Origin of the sequence: Candidatus Formimonas warabiya (genome assembly GCF_002777255.1) — a bacterium.
GTDB lineage: Bacteria > Bacillota > Dehalobacteriia > Dehalobacteriales > Dehalobacteriaceae > Formimonas > Formimonas warabiya.
This window is the reverse complement of record NZ_CP017634.1, coordinates 5,557,354-5,575,515: the sequence shown is the minus strand read 5'-3', so window position 1 is coordinate 5,575,515 and position 18,162 is coordinate 5,557,354. Positions and strand designations below refer to the sequence as shown.

Sequence of the window (18,162 nt, the reverse complement as noted above, 5' to 3'; positions counted from 1 at the left end):
ATTGTTCCTCAAGCACACCGCAGTTACAGCAAGGACTATCCTTTTCGTCAGAACAATTTGACTTCTCTTTATTCAAAGATCTTTTGGAATCATGATCATCAGTCACGCAAGCTCACCTTCTTCTGAAATATTCAATCCAAATGAAAATATTTACATAGTATCTCTAAATAATATAATAAAATATCCCTTACTAACAAAATCGCTAACAAAAATGAATTCTTCAATATTTTTCTAGTATTTGTATATATTTCTCATTATGTTAGCTGTATTATGTTATAATACAATCGCTAACATAATTTGTGAGGTATGACATATGATCCATGTATCACGTGTGCGGCTTACAATTCCAAAAGCAGGAGCAGGAGAAATCGTGCGCACGGAGTTGATCGCTGCTATTCTCGGTAGTCAAAAAAAGATTGCCTATATTCATGGGGGAGCAGGCTATGGCAAGACCACCCTGCTGGCACAGGCTGCCAGTGCCATGGGAAATACTGTCTGGATCACCCTTGATGGTGAAAGCGATGTTTTTACCTTCCTAAATATTTTAAGTGAAGCCCTGGGCCAGGCCTTTCCCGATTACGACTTTGCTGCTTCCGAATATCTCCCTTTTGAAGAAAAGAATAACTTTATCACCATTCTTGCCAATGCCTTCCTGTGCAGCATTGAATGCAGAAAGGATTTAGTGATTATTTTAGATGATCTTCATACCATAGAAAACCAGCAGATTAGAAAACTGATTGCCTGCATCCTAAGGTACAAGCCGGAAAATATCCGGATTTGCCTGAGCAGCCGGGAAACCCCGTGGCAGGAGCTTGTACCTTTGCGTGTCAGAGGCGATATTTTAGAGCTTGCGCAAAAGGATCTTGCTTTTACAAGAAACGAGACCATTCAAATTCTAGGCTTTGACGACGAGTATATCTACCATCTCACAGAAGGCTGGCCTCTGGCCGTCGGCTCCTTTAAGGTGCTTTTGGAAAATGGCGTATCGATTGCCGATCTTCCTTCCTATGGCAATGAAGCATTGTATTCCTACCTTTTTCATGAATGCATCAGCCGTCTGCCTTCTGAAATGGTAGATTTTCTGAAGGTTTCCGCCTGCTTTGAGGAATTGGACCCGCAAATGCTGAATACCCTTTCAGGCAAAAAAAATGCTAAACTCCTCCTGGAAAGTCTGGTGGCTCGTAATATTTTTACAATCAAGACAGGCAGTGGATACTACCGTTATCACACACTTTTTAGAGATTATTTATTGGAATACACAGGTAACGCACAGGCTCTTTCCTTGCAGCGTCAGGCTGTCGATTATTACTTTGATAAAAAACAGTATGCCAAAGGGGCAGAATATGCCATCCGGTGTGAAAATAAAGAAATGCTGGAACAAATTATTTTAACCAGCTATAAAGACTATATTAATAGGGGCAGCTTCAGTGAACTCCGGGTATGGTTTCACGCACTGGGAGATACGGACGTCACCTTAAGCCGGGAACTGTTGGTTGCCAAGGGAGCCTTTTTATCCAGCATCGGTAACTTCACCGGAGCCAAAGCCTGCCTGGATAGGGCCATCCCTTTGTTAAACGAGGTTGATCAGGAGCTTTATATTGAAGCCATGGTGCATAAAGCCAGAGTACTCCGGAACTTTATCTCTTTCGAAGAATCAAACAAGCTGTTGGACGAGCTGATCCCCAAGCTTGACCATGCTGCTCTCGAACGATCCTACACGGTCGTGATCGAAAAAATCTACAACTTATGCTGGAATTCACAAATAAAGGAAGCCTATGCCCTTGCCTGTTATATGATCGAAACCTGTGCCAAAGCAGGGAATGTGAAGGTAAAAGCATGGTACGAAAGGTATCTGAGCGTTATTCACTATGTTGCAGGCCGCATGAAGGACTCTGTCTACTACTATGAAAGATCTCTGGAGATTCCGGAGAATGAACATCCGTATCTGGACATGCACAGTATTGACATCTATGTGGCAAAGGCCTATCAGATGCTGGGCGAACGGGACAAGGCCATCTCCCTCATAACAGCCGAGATCCAAAAGCTTAGGAGCACGGGAAGATATGAAGAATTGTGGCTGGGCTATTTATTCGCGGCGGAAATACACTATCAGAACACCAGTATAGATAGGATGAACGGCAGCAGCCAAACCTTTGAAACGACCATAAAATACTTTACCCTGGCGGATGAATATGCCCCCCTTTACCGCAAATCCCAATTTCACATAAATTGGACAAAACTGCAGCGCAATATATACGGGCTTATGTTTACCACCGGGGAAAAAGAAAAGATCATCAACGAAATATACGAAGATATTCCCCGGGTAGGCGACCATTTCAAGACTATTGCTTTGGGCAGGCTCTATAATTATTTTGGAACCATAGCCGATTTTTCCAGCGCCGCGGCATGCGCAAAGCGCTCCATTGAAATCGGAGAGCAGGCGAATACCATGATGGTTGCAACAATGGCTTACGGGTTTTTGGCCAGGGTTGCCCTGATCAACAAGGATCATGAAGAAGCTGCCCCTTTGATCCGGCGTTTTCTGCAGCTCTGTGATGAAAACGGCATCTATGAATATTTCCGGATGCGCAAAGCCTATGACCCCATCCTCGAATTTGCTTTTAATCGTGGGATAGAGCCTGATATTACCAAACAAATGATGGAATTTGCGGGGTATAAAATAAAAAAGATCTACATTACAACCCTGGGGGATTTTTCTGTTTTCCCCTATCAGGACCGGCAGGAGCCTTTAAAAATGCGCGCCAAGAAGGAACGTGAGCTGTTCGCCTTTCTTCTTGACGCCGGCAGTGAAGGCGTGACGAAGAAACAGATTTATGAGGCCCTTTGGTATGAATCAAATTCAGATGATGTCAAAAAGCTGATCGGCGTAAACCTTGCCCACATAAAAAAAGATCTTGCTCGTCTGGGTGTGCCGAACCCTATTATCAACCATGAAAAACATTATAGCATTTGCCGGGACGAAATCGTTACGGATGTTGATCTTTTCGAAGCAGCCGCCCAAGAATTTAAACAACACGCCCATCATGAGACAGCGCAAAAAATTTTATCCCTGTACAAAGGTGAATATCTTTCTGATTTTGAAGCCTTTTGGGCCGTCGGTAAAAGAATAAAATACGCTGAGGTCTTTCATAAAGCACTGGAATTTATCAAGAACAGCTAAAACAAAAAGAAGCATATTTTCCCTGGGAAAATATGCGGGGGACAATTTTTGTATAAGCTTTATCAAACCGGACAAAAAAACAGGAGGTGTCATCCTCCTGTTTTGCTGATTCTGATTTCATTTTATAATTTTACTTACATCTCTGCCCCTGTAGAGTACCCTTCTGATTTCCATTACATTCCCTATCACAACATAGTAGACAGTAAAATTGTCCACATAGATCCGATAATAAGGGTTTTTCCTTTTTCTGTTTGATTGAAACGGCTCAAAAGATAAGGGACAATTCAGTCTTTCGACGATGGCATTTTCCATTTTATTTATCAGATTAATGGCACCGGCCGGATTATGAAGCTTAAATACAATATAATCTACAATTTCATTTAAGTCTTGTTCAAATCTGGGAATGTATCTCAGCGCATATTTACCGGCCAGCATTAATTCTTGCCCTCACCCTCGAAAAAACTTCATCGTGGGTAGATCTTACCTCGGTTAAATCCGCCTCTTTATCCGCTTCATCAAGTTTAAGTTCTATCTCATCGGTTAATTCCGCATATTTTTCGAGACTTAACACCACCATAGCCCCATAGCCATTTTTCGTTAAATATACCGGTTGTCCTTCCTTAACAACAATATCTTCAATTTCGGGGAACTTATTTCTTAAATCGGAAACAGGTCTGATTTGAATCATCATTACCACTTCCTCTATATTTCTTATCATAATTCTATCTTAATTTTATCACAGAGTCAATAAATAAGGTTCATTTAAAAAAAAGTGCTCGATATGCTATAATCACAATAAAAATGTCTCTTATTAAATGAAGAAAGGAAAAGAACATGAAACGAACGGTGATTATTACCGGCGCTTCCCGGGGGATCGGCAAAGCTGCCGCTGAGCTTTTTGCCCGCCACGGTGACCATGTGCTGATCAATTACCGGCACTCAGAGGAAATGGCCCATGCACTGGTAAATAACTTAAAAAACCAGGGTTATTCCGCGGCATGCTTTCAAGCTGATGTTTCCAAAAGGAGAGAAGTGGATTTGATGGTGGAATTCTGTCGGGAGAAATTCGGCAAAATCCACGTCCTGGTCAATAACGCCGGAATATCGGAGAGCAAATTGTTTACCGATATCACGGAAGAAGAATGGGACATCATGCTTAACACCAACCTTAAGGGAGTTTTCAACTGCACCCAGAGTGTGCTGAAACAGATGATTCCCCAAAAAGAAGGCGTGATCATCAATGTTTCCTCCATCTGGGGTTTGGCAGGGGGATCCTGCGAAGTCCACTATTCCGCAGCCAAAGCGGGCATTATCGGCTTAACAAAAGCCCTGGCTAAGGAGGTAGGACCGTCCAACATCCGGGTGAACTGCGTGGCCCCAGGTGTAATTCAAACCGATATGATGAACGGATATGATGAAACTACTCTGGAAGAGTTAAAGAATCAAACACCTTTGCTGAAACTGGGCCAGGCAAGGGATGTGGCCTCCGCCATTTTTTATCTTGCCTCCGAGGAGGCCCGCTTTATTACCGGCCACGTATTAAATGTCACGGGCGGATTTGTCGTCTAATCCGTCCTGTCCTTTGTTCCGGTATTTTTCCGGCCCACCAGCACAAACATCTTTTCATTGTCTGCCTCTCCCATCATGTCATAGCCGGCAGCAAGATAAAAACCTTTAATGGTCTCTGCATCAGGCAGGTAATCCCCTGATACGGCCGAGGCGGCATTCTGATGCACTTGATTGATTTTGTCCCTGCTCATGGCATGGCAGACAGCCAGTTTTCCCCCGGGTCGCAAAAAGGCCCCCAGTCTTTCCGGCACAGTTTTCTGCTCTTCAAAATGGGGAAAGACGGCATAGCACATAATCACGTCAAAAGGGGCCGCCGAAAAATTCAGTTGAAAAATATCTCCCACGAGAAAATCTACATGGGGATCGCGGTATTTCTGCCGGGCTACCTCAATCATTTTGTCGGCTATGTCTACCCCGACAATCTCTCCGGAAGGGCCGGTTCGGGACAGGAGAAAAGGAATCAGCACCCCTGTTCCCGTACCTACATCGAGAATTCTATCTCCCGGCTGAATATCCACCAAATCAAGGATTTGATTGATAATATCTTGATCAGGACAACAATGGGTGTCCCACTGGGCCGCTTTGGCATTAAAAAATTCTTTCCGATTCACCGGTGATCCTCCTTTCCTAAAAACACGGGCAGCATGCCGCCGCCCAGCCGGAGTGTTCTGAAGCCCATTTGTTTTGTAAATGCCTCCCGCCCGTGTGTGTCAGGAACACCCCTCAAAGTGAGTGTGCATAGTTGAGGAATATTCCGCATGCCGGCGGGAGGCTTATAAAAACCCGGGCAAGAAGTATGCTACGCGGCAGCATCTGTCTCGCCAGGGAAACCTAAATACAAGGACCTACTTTTCCGCACAGATTAAAAATACCGGTGTGGACCGATAAAGCACTCTCTCCTCTTTATTCCATACCTGTTCAGAGATATCCAGATCAAACCACAGCCTTTTAAAACCGATCTCCATCAGGGCCGAGGCATCCCACTGGGGACGGAACCGGGTGCTGAAAAAAAGTTCCCGGGAAATATTCTGACTTTCCTCCGCTTCAAAGGTGGGCTCGATACCCATCCGGACAGCGCGCTCCTGATCCTCCTGGTACCGTTTTTTCATGATGGGGTCATGGAAGCGCAAATTCCAGTTGGAATCAAAAATCAAAAGCCGGCCTTGAGGTTTTAAAACCCGGTACCATTCCCGGTAGGCGGCTTGAGGATCCCGCAAGGTCCAGGTTAAATCCCGGCAGATAACCAGATCAAAGGTTTCCGGCTCAAAGCCGGGGTCATGGGAATCCCTAAGATAAAATTCCCCGGTCAGGCCCACCGTTTGCATATTGCGCTGCGCTTCTTCCAGCATGGCCCCGGTACAATCTATGCCCGTCACCCGGTGCCCCATGCCGGATAAAACCATGGCAAAAAAACCGGGACCGGTACCAATATCCAGGGCCTTCAGAGATTCACCCTGGGGCCGGTAGGTATCGATCAAAGTCTCCCAGGCCTTTTTTTTAAAACTATTCATTTCCTTCCAGATGTGCTCGCTGTAGCGGGCAACTTCTCCCTGCCAGTAGTTTTCAATCCGTTTCTGTATCTCCATTTTGCTCATCCTCCTCATAAATTGCTGCCTGCCCGGATCAGGCCTGGATCAGGTGGCAGGCCACAAAATGCCCTGCCTCCATCTCCCAAAGCCGGGGCGTCATTTTCCAGCACAGGTCGCCGGCCTGGCTGCACCGGGGGCAAAAACCGCACCCCTGGGCAGCGGCGGCATCATAAAAGGCCTCTCCTTTCAGCACGGGCAGTGACCGGAGCGGTTCCTCTCCCGCTATGGGAAGAACCGCGGCCAAAAGAGACTGGGTATAAGGATGCCGGGCCCGCTCCACCAGGGCAGAACTATCCAGCATCTCCACAATCTTGCCCAGATACATCACGGCAATACGGTCGCTCAGGTGCTTCACTAAGGCCAGATCATGGGAAATGAATAAGTAAGACAAGCCCAGCCTTTGCTGCAGGGTGATCAAAAGATTAACCATCTGGGCCTGAATGGACACGTCCAGATTGGCCGTGGCTTCGTCACAGATTAAGATACGGGGCTCCACCGCCAGGGCCCGGGCAATGGTCACCCGCTGCCTCTCCCCGCCGCTTAATTCATGGGGGTAGCGGGAAAGATGGGCTTTTTCCAGACCCACCAGTTCCAGCAGCTCCTCCACCCGGGCGGAGAGCAGCTTTTTGCCCGTGAGGCGGTAATTTTCCAGAGGCTCCCTGATCATGTCCCCGATTCTTTGCCGGGGATTTAAGGAGGCCCAGGCATCCTGAAAAATCATCTGTACCTGGCGCCGGAAGAGAAAGAGGTCCCGGTCCGTGATCCGGGTAATATCCCGGCCCAGATACTCCATGGTTCCTCCGGAAACCGGCTCCAGATGCATCATGAGCCGGGCCAGGGTACTTTTTCCGCACCCGCTCTCCCCCACCAGACCCACCGTTTCATGAGGATAAATGGCCAGGTCAACCTCATCTACCGCGCGCAGGATGCGCGCGTGGGGGTGGAATAAGGACGGCCCCGTACCGTAATATTTTTTTATTTTTTTTACCCGGTAGAGGGGCGGGCGGGTAGAGGGATCCATCAAATACCTGCCGCCTCCTTCGATGTGGGATATGAGGTCCACCCCATCCCCTTTTTGATTTTTGTACAACAGACCATGTGCCCCCAACCGTCGACAAACCGGCCGGGGGATTGGGGGGCGCAGATACTGACCGCTTCCGGACAGCGGGGGGAAAAGGTGCATCCCCGGGGCATTTCCCCAAAGCGGGGGGGCTGCCCGCTGATGGAGGGGAGCAGCCTTTCTTTTTGATCCAGGCGGGGAATGGATGACAGTAAAGCTTTCGTGTAAGGATGGCCGGGGTGGTTAATCACCCTTTCCTTGGGCCCCCATTCCACCAATTCTCCCCCGTACATCACGCCGATGCGGTCTGCCATCTGGGCCACCACCCCCATATTATGAGAAACAAGGATGATGCTTGTTTTCAGCTCTTGCTGCAGCCTTTGCATTTCTTTGATCATCTGGGCCTGCACCGTCACATCCAGGGCGCTGGTGGGCTCATCCGCCAGGAGCAGCTCCGGTTCCAGAGCAAGGGCCAGGGCAATGGTTACCCTTTGCTTCATCCCCCCGCTTAATTGAAAGGAATAGGAGGTGAAGATCTTTTCCGGATCCGGCAAAAGCATTTTGGCCAGCATGTCCAGGGCTCTTTGCCGGGCCTCTTGTTTCGGCATGGGGAAGTGGGCGCATAAAGCATCGCTAAACTGGGCGCCGATCTTCCGCACCGGGTTTAAGGCGGCGCCGGGTTCCTGAAAAATCATGCCGATGCGGCGCCCCCGGATTCTTCTCCTTTCTTCCCGGGACAGTTTTAACAAATCCTGGCCCTGAAAGAGAATCCTGCCCCCGGTGATCACGCCTCCCGGGGGGAGCAGCCCCAGAACAGCCCGGATCAGGGTGGTCTTCCCGCTGCCGCTTTCGCCTACAATTCCTAACGTCTGGTGCTTTTCCAGGGCTAAATCCAGATTGCGGATGATTTTGCTGGCCCCCCCTGCGCCCCTGTACTGCACCTGCACATTTTCCATCTTTAAGAGGGTATTCCTGTTTTTCCAAGGGTCGTGCACTTTTTCCCTTCTTTCCCTTAGTTCACTTCAATCTGCGTATTTAGAAAATAAAAATCAGAGGGATGTAAACTTAAGCCGGAAATATTGCTTTTGGCCACCAGGTTGCTTTTCGGATAGATCAAAAAGACAAATGCCGCGTCATCCAGGATGATTTGCTGGGCTTCTTGGGCCAGCTGGTACCGCTTCTCTGTTTCAAAGGTGCGGCCCAGTTCCTCGATCACCTTGTCCAGGGCCGGGTTGCTGTATTTACCGTAATTGGAATCAGCCCCCGTTTTAAAGAAAATATTCAGGAAATACTGGGGATCTCCCGTCACTGCCGTATTCATGCTGTAAATCACGGCGTCAAAATTTCCGCTGCTCATAGATTCATCAATGTTTTCCACGACTTCCACCGACACTTTGATGCCGATTTGGGCCAGCTGGGACTGCAATACCTGGCCGATTTGGGGCAATTCCGGCCTGCTGCTGTAGGTCTTGATGACGATGTCCAGTTTTTGACTGCCTTTGGCCCGGACCCCCTCGCTGTTCAAAACCCAGCCCGCATCATCCAGCAGTTTGGCCGCTGCCGCCGCATCGTAGCTGTAGCCGGTCAGCTTGTCTCCCCCAAAAGGCGTCACCAAGGGAAAGGGGCCTACCCCGGCCACCGCCATTCCTTTCATCAAATCATGGGCAAGGGCATTGCGGTCAATGGCCGTATTAATCGCTTTTCTTACCGCGGGATCTTGGAAAACCGGTTTGGCCAGGTTGAAAACCAGAATATGATCCCGCACCCCGGATTCGCTAAGCACCTGGTAAGAATCCTTTTGGGTGAACAGATCCAGACTGCCTACGGGCACATTTTCCACCACGTCGATATCTCCCGATTGCATCGCCATAATTCTGGTATTATCATCCGGAATCAGCTTAAAAACAACGCGCTGCAAGGTAGCCTTTTCTCCCCAGTAATCCTCGTTTCTTTCCACAGCGATTTCCACGTCTTTTTCAAATTTGACCGCTTTGAAGGGACCGGTCAAGACCGGAGCGGTTTTAAACTGATCGCCCATCTCTTCCGCTGCCGCCGCATCCGCCACCACGGCCAGGGGATCCACCAGGCTGGACATAAAAGCCGGATTGGGCGTCTTGGTCTTCACCACCAGGGTGTTTCCTGTCGCCTCCATAGTATCGATGTTAAAAAGTTCCTGGGCCCGGGGATTGATGGCGATGGTGCGCGCAAAGGATGCTTTCACCGCGGCCGCATCCACCGTCTTGCCATTCTGAAATTTGACGCCGTCTTTGATCTTGATTTCCCAGGTATTCTCATCCACCTGCTGCCAGGATTCCGCCACCCAGGGCTCCAACTCCATGGCACTGTTCAATTTCACCGGCGTCTCTCCTAAGCCGTATTCCACCGTGTACCAGCCGTTCCACTCCTCGGCCGCATCCAGATTGCTGGGGAAAAAGCTGGTCCCCACCGTGATCGCCTGCTCTTTTTCCGTTGCCGCCGGGACTTCTCCCTGCTCATCCTGGGTCTGAGGGGATCCGCAGCCGGTGCTGCCGATCACCAGTACCAGGGCCAACACCATCATCAGTAATAATTTTACGCGCAGTTTCTTCATTCTTTAACCTCCTCCTATTCTGTCCCTTTGTTGCTATTTCCCCCGGCCCGTTATTTCACGGCACAGAGGCCGAACATGGGCTCCGCCTGATAAATTGCCTGTTCCGTTTCATTATAAATCCGTTCATTAATCCGCTCTTGCACGAAAACCTCCGGAAAACCGCAGGAAGTAAAGGCCTGCACATCCCATTCCGGTCTTTTCTGATAGGTGAGGGGAAGTTTTTTCGCGATCTCCTCGCATTCTTTCATTTGCTCCTCACTAATCTCTTTAAAACACCCCTTTGCCCGGGCCAGTTTCATCTCCTCTTCATAGGCCGCCTGAAGTCCGGCATCTGTCAAACGCAGATACCAGTTGGCGTCAAATACCAGTACTCTCCCTCCCTTCTTTAAGAGCCGGAACCATTCCTGATACGTATCCAAAGGCTGGGGCAGGGTCCAGGTAAGATTCCGGGACACGATCAGATCAAAGGTATTTTCCGGATAAGGAACTTTTTGGGCATCCCCTTTGAAAAAGGTTGCCCGAAACCCGGCATGCTTAATATTTTCCCGGGCTTCCTCCAGCATATTTTCCGCCGCATCCAGGGCCGTGACCTCATAGCCCAGATCTGCCAGCAAAATGGCAAAAAAGCCGGGCCCGGTGCCCACATCCAAAGCCTTTTTCCCATTTCCCTCCCCGCCCATTTCTTCCAGTAAGCTTTTCCAGGCCTCTCTGCGAAAAGAAGATATTTCTTTCCGGATGGAGGCACTGTAGCCGGCCGATCTGCCGGACCAGTAATTTTCGATTCGCTCTGCCAACATTTACATCACCTTCTCTTTCCATATATCGTTGCCAAACCGGGGATCCAGGGCGTCGCGCAGGCCGTCGCCCAAAAGATTAAAGGCCATCACCGTCAGCAGAATGGCCCCCCCGGGATAAACCATCACCCAGGGCGCTAGCTGCATATAGGAACGCCCCTCGCTGAGCATGGCCCCCCACTCCGGCGTAGGAGGCTGGGCGCCCAATCCTAAAAAAGACATGCCGGAAATTTGCAGGATCACCGCCCCCATGTCCAGGGTGGCCAGCACAATCAAGGGAGAGATCATATTAGGCAGAATGTGCTTGCGCATAATCTTGCCGGGGGAACTGCCGCTGGCCCGGGCTGCTACCACAAATTCCTTTTCCTTGAGGGAGAGGACCAGCCCCCGGGCAATCCGGGCATAGCCTACCCAGTTTACCAGAGACAGGGCCATCATGATATTGATCAGGCTAGGTCCCAAAAACCCGGCAATACCGATGGCCAGAATCAACCCGGGAAAAGCCAGGAGGATATCGACGATGCGCATTAAAACATGGTCCCAGCTCCCGCCCAAATATCCGGCACTGGCGCCCACCAAAAGGCCTGCGCCAAAAATGACCGTCACCACCAGCACAGCTAAGCCCAGGGACAGGCGGACGCCGTAGATCAACCGGGACAGAATGCACCGGCCCAAATGATCGGTGCCGAAAGGATAGTCCTGGTCCGGTGGGTGCAGGCTGAGTTTTAAATCAATGTGAATGGGATCATGGGGCGCCAGCCAGGGGGCCAAGGCACCCACAAAAATCAGCACCAGGACCAGCAAAAAACCGCATAAAGCCAATTTGTCTTGTCCGATACTTTTTAACAGCCTAATGGGAAGACCCCCTTCTTAACCGGATGCGCGGATCAATATAATGATAGGAAATGTCCACGAGCAGATTGGCCACGACAAAAATCAAAGCCATCCACAAGACATACCCCTGGATCACGGGATAATCCCGGAAAAAAATGGCATCCACCGCATACTTGCCCACTCCGGGCCAGGCAAAAATCGTTTCCACGATCACGGCTCCTCCCAGCAAATGGCCGATGGACATACCCAGCAGGGTCACAATGGAAAGCAGGGCGTTCTTTAAAACATCCTTGACAATCACCAGCCGCTCCCTTAAACCCCTGGCCCGGGCCGCCATAATGAATTCCTGCCCCAAAACCTCCAGAATGCTGGCCCGTAAAAACCGGGCATAGGTGGACGCCATCCCTAAGCCCAAGGCCAGGGAAGGCAGCACCAGGTGGAGCAGGGTTCCCCGCCCCATTACGGGGAGGAGGGACCACTTGACGGCAAAAAAATAGATCAGAAGTAAACTGAACCAGAAAGAAGGGAGGGACGCCCCCACGAGGGCAGCCGCCCTGCTCAGGTGATCCACCCAGGTCCCTTTGTAAACCGCGGCCAGGATTCCCATGGGAAAGGCGATGCCGATCAGCACCAGCAAAGAAGTACCCGTTAACTGCACCGTCGCCGGCAATTTGACCAGCATCTCCCGGGCCACAGGCGTGCCGCTCCGGAAAGAAATGCCCAGATCTCCTCTGAGGGCGTTACCAAGCCAGTGCAGGTATTGCTGATAAATCGGTTTATTTAAGCCCATCTCTTCCCGGACCTTTGCCACCAGCTGGGCGCTGGGCTCGATACCCGTTTGCTTCAGTTTAATTTCCGCCGCGTCTCCCGGGGCAAAAAAGCCTAAGCTAAAGGTCAAAAGAGAGACCCCTAAGGCAACCACCATTAAATTCATGAGCCGCTTCAGTACGTATGAAATCATCCTTTTCTTTCTCCCTAACATCCCGGTGCATCGGTTAAAAACACACCGGGAGCTTGCATAAAAAAAACCATGAAGTATGGCCAGGATCCATCCTGTCATTAACCTTCATGGTTACTACACGCTGTAAAAATGTCCTTTGAAACCCTATAAAATCATGAAACTACTCGCTGTCAACGGGGCTTCCCTGCTTCTGCAGGAAGTTGATTTCTCTATTCATCATAAGCGAAGGGCTTTGCCCGGGTCAAGGTGGAATTTCTGTCAAATGTTTAAATTTTTACTCTTTTTCAGCCCATATTTTCCTGCCGGGCCGCCCCTTCCAGATCGATCACCCTGCTGCAGACGCGCCCCATCAAAGGCTCTTCATGGCTGATCACCATCACCCCCATGTTTCTTTCTTTCACCATCTGCAGCACCACATGCCAGATTTGGGCCTGGGTAATGCCATCCAGCATGGAGGTCATTTCGTCGGCAATGAGAAATTGAGTTTCTGTGCTGAGGGCTCTGGCGACGCAGAACCTTTGCAGTTCACCGCCGGAGAGCTCATTGGGCCAGCGGGAGAGCCACTCCTCTTCAATGCCCAGTTCCCTTAGGATTTTTTCATCCGGCGCCCAGCCCTCACGGAGAGTATTTTCCATATACCAGCGGGAGTTCACCGCTTTTTCCGGATGTTGAAAGATTAATTGGACAGGACTGTATCCCTGCTTGGGCAAGGGAGCGCCGTTTAATTTGACGAAACCTTCCTGGGGCTGTTCATATCCCGCCAGCATCCGGGCCAGCGTAGTTTTTCCGCACCCGCTTTGCCCCTTGATGCCCACAACTTCTCCCGAGGCCAGAGAAATATCCAGGCCGCGCAGGATCCATGGCCCTTTCGGATAATGAAAACCCAGATTCTTTGCTTCAAGAAGCATGATCGCACCTGACCCTTCCCCCGCGCAAATCACGCATGCCCGGTTTTGCCGTCAGGCACCGGTCGGTTTTCATCACGCAGCGCGGCGCAAAGAGACATCCGGCGGGCAAGCAGTAGGGCGACGGTTGAAAACCGGGAATGGCGATAAAGTCATTCTGGGGCAAAGACCGCCACAAGGCCTTGGTATAAGGATGGCGCAGGGTCTCCCCCTGTCCCTGAAAATCTGCGGCCGGAGCTACTTCTACGGTTGTCCCCGCATAGAAAACGGCAATCTGATCCGCCACCGCCAAAGCAGTGCCGATATCATGGGTAATCAACATCACGGCGCACCCCTCATCGGCCAGCTGGCGCAGATGATTCAGGGCCTCCGCCACAACTTCCGGGTGCAGGCCGGGGGTGGGTTCATCCGCGATAATCAGCCTGGCCCCGCTCACCACCGCCGTGGACACCAGCACCCGCCTGGCCATGCCCCCGGAAAGCTGGAAGGGAAACAGGCCTTCCACCTGTGCTGCCAAACCATATCTTTGGAAGGCCTTTCTTTGTTCTTCCGGGGGATTTCCCCTGCGCACCGCCGTGCGCACCTGGGCGCCTACCCGCATCAGCGGGTCCAGGTAATTCACCGACTGGGGCACCAGGGCGATTTCCCGGCCCCGCAGCTTTTTCTGCCGCTCCGGAGACAACAATTGACCCTGATACAGGATCGACCCGGAAACAAAGGCATTCTTGGGAAGAATGCCCAGGATGGCATGGGCGAGAAGGCTCTTCCCGGAACCGCTGGAGCCCACCACGGCCAGGATTTCTCCGCCCTGGATGGAAGCATTAAGGTCGGAAATCACCTGCAGCATTCTTTGCCGCATGCCGGCCTGATATTGGATAAAAGAAATAGAAAGATCATTTACGTCAAGGACCGGTACAGTCATCATTTCACCTCATCCCTTATTCATGGCCCCGGTGGGGGTCTATCATTAAACGCAGGTTATCGCCGATGATATCGAAAATCCTGACCACCACGAGGAGGGAAAGTCCCGGAAAGAAGGCCAGCCACCACATTCCGGTGGAGAGATATTTCATGGATTCCGACAGGATAATGCCGATGGCCGGTTTATGGGGCGACAACCCAAAGCCTAAAAAGGTAATCGATGCCTCATGAAGGATGGCATGGGGAAATAAGAGCACCAGGCCCACCAGCAGCTGAGGCAGGATATGGGGCAGCATATGTTTGGCCGCGATCCAGATCCGGCTTCTCCCCATGTGCCGGGATACCTGAACAAATTGGGCCGCCCGGAGCTGCATCACTTCCGCCCGGATGATCCGGGTCAGGCTGGGCCAGTGGGTGCACGCCACGCCCACAATCACCCCTTTGGCCCCGCCACCCAGGGTAAAAGCAATGAGAATTAAAGCCACCAGGTGGGGGATGCCGAGAAAAACATCCACCAGCCAGGTAATGGCCGTATCGACCGTTTTCCCCATGGTGGCGGAGGCCATGCCCAGGATCAGGGCTACGCAGACGCTCACCGTAGAGGCCAGCATGCCGATACCGATACTGAGGGACAGCCCTTTCATGGTGCGGGTAAACATATCCCGGCCCAGCCAATCCGTGCCGAAAAGGTGCGTCCAGGAGGGGGCAAGGTTCCTGGCCTCGAAATGGGTGGCAATTCTTTCATTGCTTAAGAGGATGCTGGCCAGGATAATGCCGGCCAGGATTAGGAAACTGAACAGGATGGCGCCCAAAGTGCGTTGACGCCGGTTCAGCTTTGGTATCAGGCGCTGGCGCCCGGGGATAACCAGGGCCGGATCGGACTGGTTCATACCCCATCCCCCCCTTCCCTAATTCTCGGATCCACGACCCGGTAGATAATATCGGCCGCCAGGTTGCCGAAAAACACAAAGAGGGCGCTAAAGATCACCAATCCTAAAAGGAGAGGCAGGTCGCCCCGGAGACCTGCCTGAACCGTGGCCTGGCCCAGGCCGGGATAGGAAAAAACCTGCTCGGCCAGGACCGAGCCACCGAATAATTCGTTAAAAGAGGCAAACTGCAGCGTAATGGCCGGCAGGGCCACATTTCTTAAGCCATGCCGGGCAAACAAAGGAAAGCCCTGTTCTCCTCTGGCCCGGGCAAACAAAACATACTCGCTTTCCAGCACATCAATCATCTTCTGTCTGGTATGGAGGGCAATATTGGCCACCCCCACAATACTCAGGGTCAAGGCCGGCAGCACCAGGTGCCGGATCCGTTCCGCCAGGGTCACATTCTCAGCCAGCACCCCGGCCGGCACGCCAAGGCCGACGGGAAACCAGCCCAGCCAAACGGAAAAGATCATCATCAATAACAGGGCCAGCCAGAATGCGGGCATGGAGGCCAGGGTGAGGCAATACCATTTGATCGCCCGGTCCAGCCACCCGCCCCGGCACATGCCGGCAACAACCCCCATGAGAAACCCCAGCACCCCGGAGAGAATCCAGGCAAAACCCATCAGGGCGATGGAAGCCCAAAAACGTTCGCCGATTACTTCTGTCACAGGGCGCCGGAAAATCATGGATGTGCCTAAATTTCCCTGCAGGACAGCCTGTCCCCAGCGCATAAACCTTTCCAGGGGAGGTTTGTTCAATCCCCAATATTCCGCAATTTTCTCCTGCTGCTCGTGGCTCACGCGCAGCATATCCGCCCCGATATAGGCCCGGACCGGATCAATGGGGGAATGGCTCACCAGTAAAAAGGAAATGGTGCACAGGACGATCAGCAAAGCTGCCATGCGCACGAATTTAGCCAGGATAAATTTAACCAGTTTCATCTGCACCAATGCGCCCATAATATGTCCTTTCCACTTACTCGGTCCAATGCCAGCTGGTAATGGTGTCGGTAATCGGCCAGCCATGCCCGTGGGGATGCACTTTTTGGGCACCGATGTCCAGTTTTTCACTGACTAAATATAAATGGTCCAGATTCACCAGCCAGGCCCAGGGCGCATCCCCTTGGGTACTGAAACCGGTGGTGCCGTCCCATTGGGCTTTCTTCCAGTATTCATTGGCTTCCGCCTCGCTTTTCGCATTCATGGCGGCGTCTAAATACTCGTCGACTTTGGCATTGGAATAATACCCGCTGTTATAGTAGTCCACACCCCGATATTTGCTGCTGAATAGGTTGTACATCTCCAGGGGATCGTGGCTGCCCCAGCCGAAAAGAATGGCATCGCTGTACATTAGGGTCTCAATTTCATCCCAGCTCTTCCCTTCCACGGCAACATTGATGCCCAGTGGTTTGATTTGGTCCGACGCGGCGATGGCCAACGACTGCCGGACCTGGTCTCCGGAAGGATAGACCAGGATAAAAGTGGCTTTCAGGCCGTTCTTCTCCAGAATGCCATCACCGTCGCTATCCTGCCAGCCTCCCTGGGCGAGAATTTCTTTCCCTTGGGCCAGATCGGCGTCTTGGAGCACCGTATCCGGATTCCACCAGGGGAGATGGTCGCAAACCGAGTAAGCCGGTGCGCCGTATCCGTTTAAAACTCCGTCGACCAAAGCTTTGCGGTCAAGGGCCACGTTGATTGCCTTTCTAATCGCCAGATCGGCAGTAACGTCATTGCCAATGGGGTCGCCGTCTTCTGTCTTCTCCCCTGATTTCACATAGGGAAACAGAATGCCCCGGTTATCCACACTGGGCAGGGGGACCAGCCTCATTCCCGCCACCTCTTGGTCCGCCACGGAAGGTACAATCCCGGCAATGTCCACCTGGCCGGCTTTTGCAGCCGCAAAGGCGGCTTCTTCCGTCAGGAATAAAAAGGTAATCTTTTTAAAGAAGGGCTTTTCTCCGTAATAGTCCGGATTGACTTCGGCAATCAGTTGCTGCCCCTTATCCCATTGCACAAATTTAAAGGGTCCGGAACCAATGGGCTTTTGGGCATACTCACTGTTGTGGGCATGTTTGGGCACAATGCCCAATTCCGCCATGATACTGATAAAAGTCGACTGGGGGTTCTTTAAAACAAACTGGACGGCATAGTCATTTAAGGCCTTAACACTTTGGATATTGGTCAGGTCAAAAGCGGAACTGTTTTTCGCCGTCGTTTCATAAGTATAGACCACATCTGCCGCCGTGAGGGGGACCCCGTCGCTAAATTTCACATCCTGGCGCAGGTCAACCTGATAGGTTAAGCCGTCGTCGCTGACGGTATAAGCAGTGGCCAAGTCGTTGATAATATTGAGGTCTTTGTCTCTGGTAAACAATTTGCTTTGAAATAGCGTGGAACCATATCTTCCCCATCCGGTGGTGGGATCAAAACCATCCTCCGATTCACCGCCAATGGCCACCACCAATTCATCCTTTGGTGCGCTGACAGCATTGTCGTTTTCCTTATCGGCACTGCCGCATCCGGCCGAAAAAGCCATCGCGAGAGTAACCAGCAAAACCGAAACCAAAATTAAAAGTTTTTTTAACACCAATCATTCCTCCTCGTCCTTTATCGTTTTTTGTTTTCCTTTGATGAAAAATTAAGGGAAAAATCTCTCACCCCCTTCTGTAAAAGATGGCAATAAAAAAACCACAAAAATTCTTCTATTCCTTCACGGAATAAAGAACCTTCGTGGTTCAATTGATTCTCTTACGGGATCGGCAAAATAATGCACTCAACAAAATGATCAGAAAATCAGGGAGTTTTCATAACTCAATTACTTTATATT

At 51.0% G+C, this 18,162-nt stretch carries 17 protein-coding genes; 2 read left to right on the top strand and 15 right to left on the bottom strand.

All coding sequences use genetic code 11. The features are described from left to right. The first annotated feature begins 313 nt into the window (after positions 1 to 313). A complete protein-coding gene (locus DCMF_RS25170; protein WP_148136979.1) occupies positions 314 to 3,181 on the top strand; it encodes a winged helix-turn-helix domain-containing protein in 2,868 nt (955 codons plus the stop codon). A gap of 117 nt (positions 3,182 to 3,298) precedes the next feature. Here DCMF_RS25170 and DCMF_RS25165 read toward each other — a convergent pair whose 3' ends face one another. Together DCMF_RS25165 and DCMF_RS25160 are read right to left on the bottom strand one after the other, a co-directional pair. Next, complete coding sequence (locus DCMF_RS25165) at positions 3,299 to 3,616, bottom strand: type II toxin-antitoxin system RelE/ParE family toxin (RefSeq protein ID WP_148136978.1); 318 nt, start codon at positions 3,614 to 3,616, stop codon at positions 3,299 to 3,301. Next, positions 3,603 to 3,869, bottom strand: a complete 267-nt coding sequence (locus DCMF_RS25160; protein ID WP_148138078.1) for a type II toxin-antitoxin system Phd/YefM family antitoxin — start codon at positions 3,867 to 3,869, stop codon at positions 3,603 to 3,605. The genes DCMF_RS25165 and DCMF_RS25160 overlap by 14 nt, the downstream gene beginning before the upstream one ends. Before the next feature lie 146 nt (positions 3,870 to 4,015). Between DCMF_RS25160 and ymfI the strand changes: the two genes are divergently transcribed. Next, complete coding sequence (gene ymfI, locus DCMF_RS25155; protein ID WP_148136977.1) at positions 4,016 to 4,750, top strand: elongation factor P 5-aminopentanone reductase; 735 nt, start codon at positions 4,016 to 4,018, stop codon at positions 4,748 to 4,750. Here ymfI and DCMF_RS25150 read toward each other — a convergent pair. The 13 genes from DCMF_RS25150 to DCMF_RS25090 all read right to left on the bottom strand — a co-directional run bounded on the left by DCMF_RS25150 (position 4,747) and on the right by DCMF_RS25090 (position 17,922). Continuing rightward, complete coding sequence (locus tag DCMF_RS25150; RefSeq protein ID WP_148136976.1) at positions 4,747 to 5,361, bottom strand: class I SAM-dependent methyltransferase; 615 nt, start codon at positions 5,359 to 5,361, stop codon at positions 4,747 to 4,749. The two genes, ymfI and DCMF_RS25150, sit on opposite strands and share 4 nt — an antisense overlap. Before the next feature lie 234 nt (positions 5,362 to 5,595). Beyond that, a complete protein-coding gene (locus DCMF_RS25145; protein ID WP_148136975.1) occupies positions 5,596 to 6,336 on the bottom strand; it encodes a class I SAM-dependent methyltransferase in 741 nt (246 codons plus the stop codon). A 37-nt stretch (positions 6,337 to 6,373) separates the two neighbouring features. Next, positions 6,374 to 7,360 carry an oligopeptide/dipeptide ABC transporter ATP-binding protein gene (locus DCMF_RS25140; protein WP_148136974.1) on the bottom strand — a complete coding sequence of 329 codons (987 nt, stop codon included), beginning with the start codon at positions 7,358 to 7,360 and terminating at the stop codon, positions 6,374 to 6,376. After that, positions 7,360 to 8,394, bottom strand: a complete 1,035-nt coding sequence (locus tag DCMF_RS25135; protein ID WP_214658896.1) for an ABC transporter ATP-binding protein — start codon at positions 8,392 to 8,394, stop codon at positions 7,360 to 7,362. Before DCMF_RS25135 ends, DCMF_RS25140 begins: the two co-directional genes overlap by 1 nt. A 17-nt stretch (positions 8,395 to 8,411) precedes the next feature. Next, positions 8,412 to 9,989, bottom strand: coding sequence for an ABC transporter substrate-binding protein (locus DCMF_RS25130; protein ID WP_214658895.1), 1,578 nt, complete (start codon positions 9,987 to 9,989; stop codon positions 8,412 to 8,414). Between the two features lie 50 nt (positions 9,990 to 10,039). Beyond that, complete coding sequence (locus DCMF_RS25125) at positions 10,040 to 10,786, bottom strand: class I SAM-dependent methyltransferase (RefSeq protein WP_148136972.1); 747 nt, start codon at positions 10,784 to 10,786, stop codon at positions 10,040 to 10,042. After that, positions 10,787 to 11,605, bottom strand: a complete 819-nt coding sequence (nikC, locus tag DCMF_RS25120) for a nickel transporter permease (RefSeq protein ID WP_335582369.1) — start codon at positions 11,603 to 11,605, stop codon at positions 10,787 to 10,789. 28 nt (positions 11,606 to 11,633) lie between these two features. Next, complete coding sequence (gene nikB, locus DCMF_RS25115; RefSeq protein WP_148136970.1) at positions 11,634 to 12,578, bottom strand: nickel ABC transporter permease; 945 nt, start codon at positions 12,576 to 12,578, stop codon at positions 11,634 to 11,636. Between the two features lie 284 nt (positions 12,579 to 12,862). Continuing rightward, positions 12,863 to 13,486, bottom strand: a complete 624-nt coding sequence (locus tag DCMF_RS25110) for an ABC transporter ATP-binding protein (protein ID WP_148136969.1) — start codon at positions 13,484 to 13,486, stop codon at positions 12,863 to 12,865. Next, complete coding sequence (locus DCMF_RS25105; RefSeq protein ID WP_214658894.1) at positions 13,476 to 14,408, bottom strand: ABC transporter ATP-binding protein; 933 nt, start codon at positions 14,406 to 14,408, stop codon at positions 13,476 to 13,478. Before DCMF_RS25105 ends, DCMF_RS25110 begins: the two co-directional genes overlap by 11 nt. A 13-nt stretch (positions 14,409 to 14,421) precedes the next feature. Beyond that, positions 14,422 to 15,294 carry an ABC transporter permease gene (locus tag DCMF_RS25100; RefSeq protein WP_148136968.1) on the bottom strand — a complete coding sequence of 291 codons (873 nt, stop codon included), beginning with the start codon at positions 15,292 to 15,294 and terminating at the stop codon, positions 14,422 to 14,424. Continuing rightward, the gene (locus DCMF_RS25095) at positions 15,291 to 16,295 is read right to left on the bottom strand and encodes an ABC transporter permease (RefSeq protein ID WP_214658893.1); all 1,005 of its coding nucleotides are present in this window, start codon (positions 16,293 to 16,295) and stop codon (positions 15,291 to 15,293) included. Before DCMF_RS25095 ends, DCMF_RS25100 begins: the two co-directional genes overlap by 4 nt. A gap of 16 nt (positions 16,296 to 16,311) precedes the next feature. After that, the gene (locus tag DCMF_RS25090) at positions 16,312 to 17,922 is read right to left on the bottom strand and encodes an ABC transporter substrate-binding protein (RefSeq protein ID WP_335582368.1); all 1,611 of its coding nucleotides are present in this window, start codon (positions 17,920 to 17,922) and stop codon (positions 16,312 to 16,314) included. Between the last annotated feature and the right edge of the window lie 240 nt (positions 17,923 to 18,162).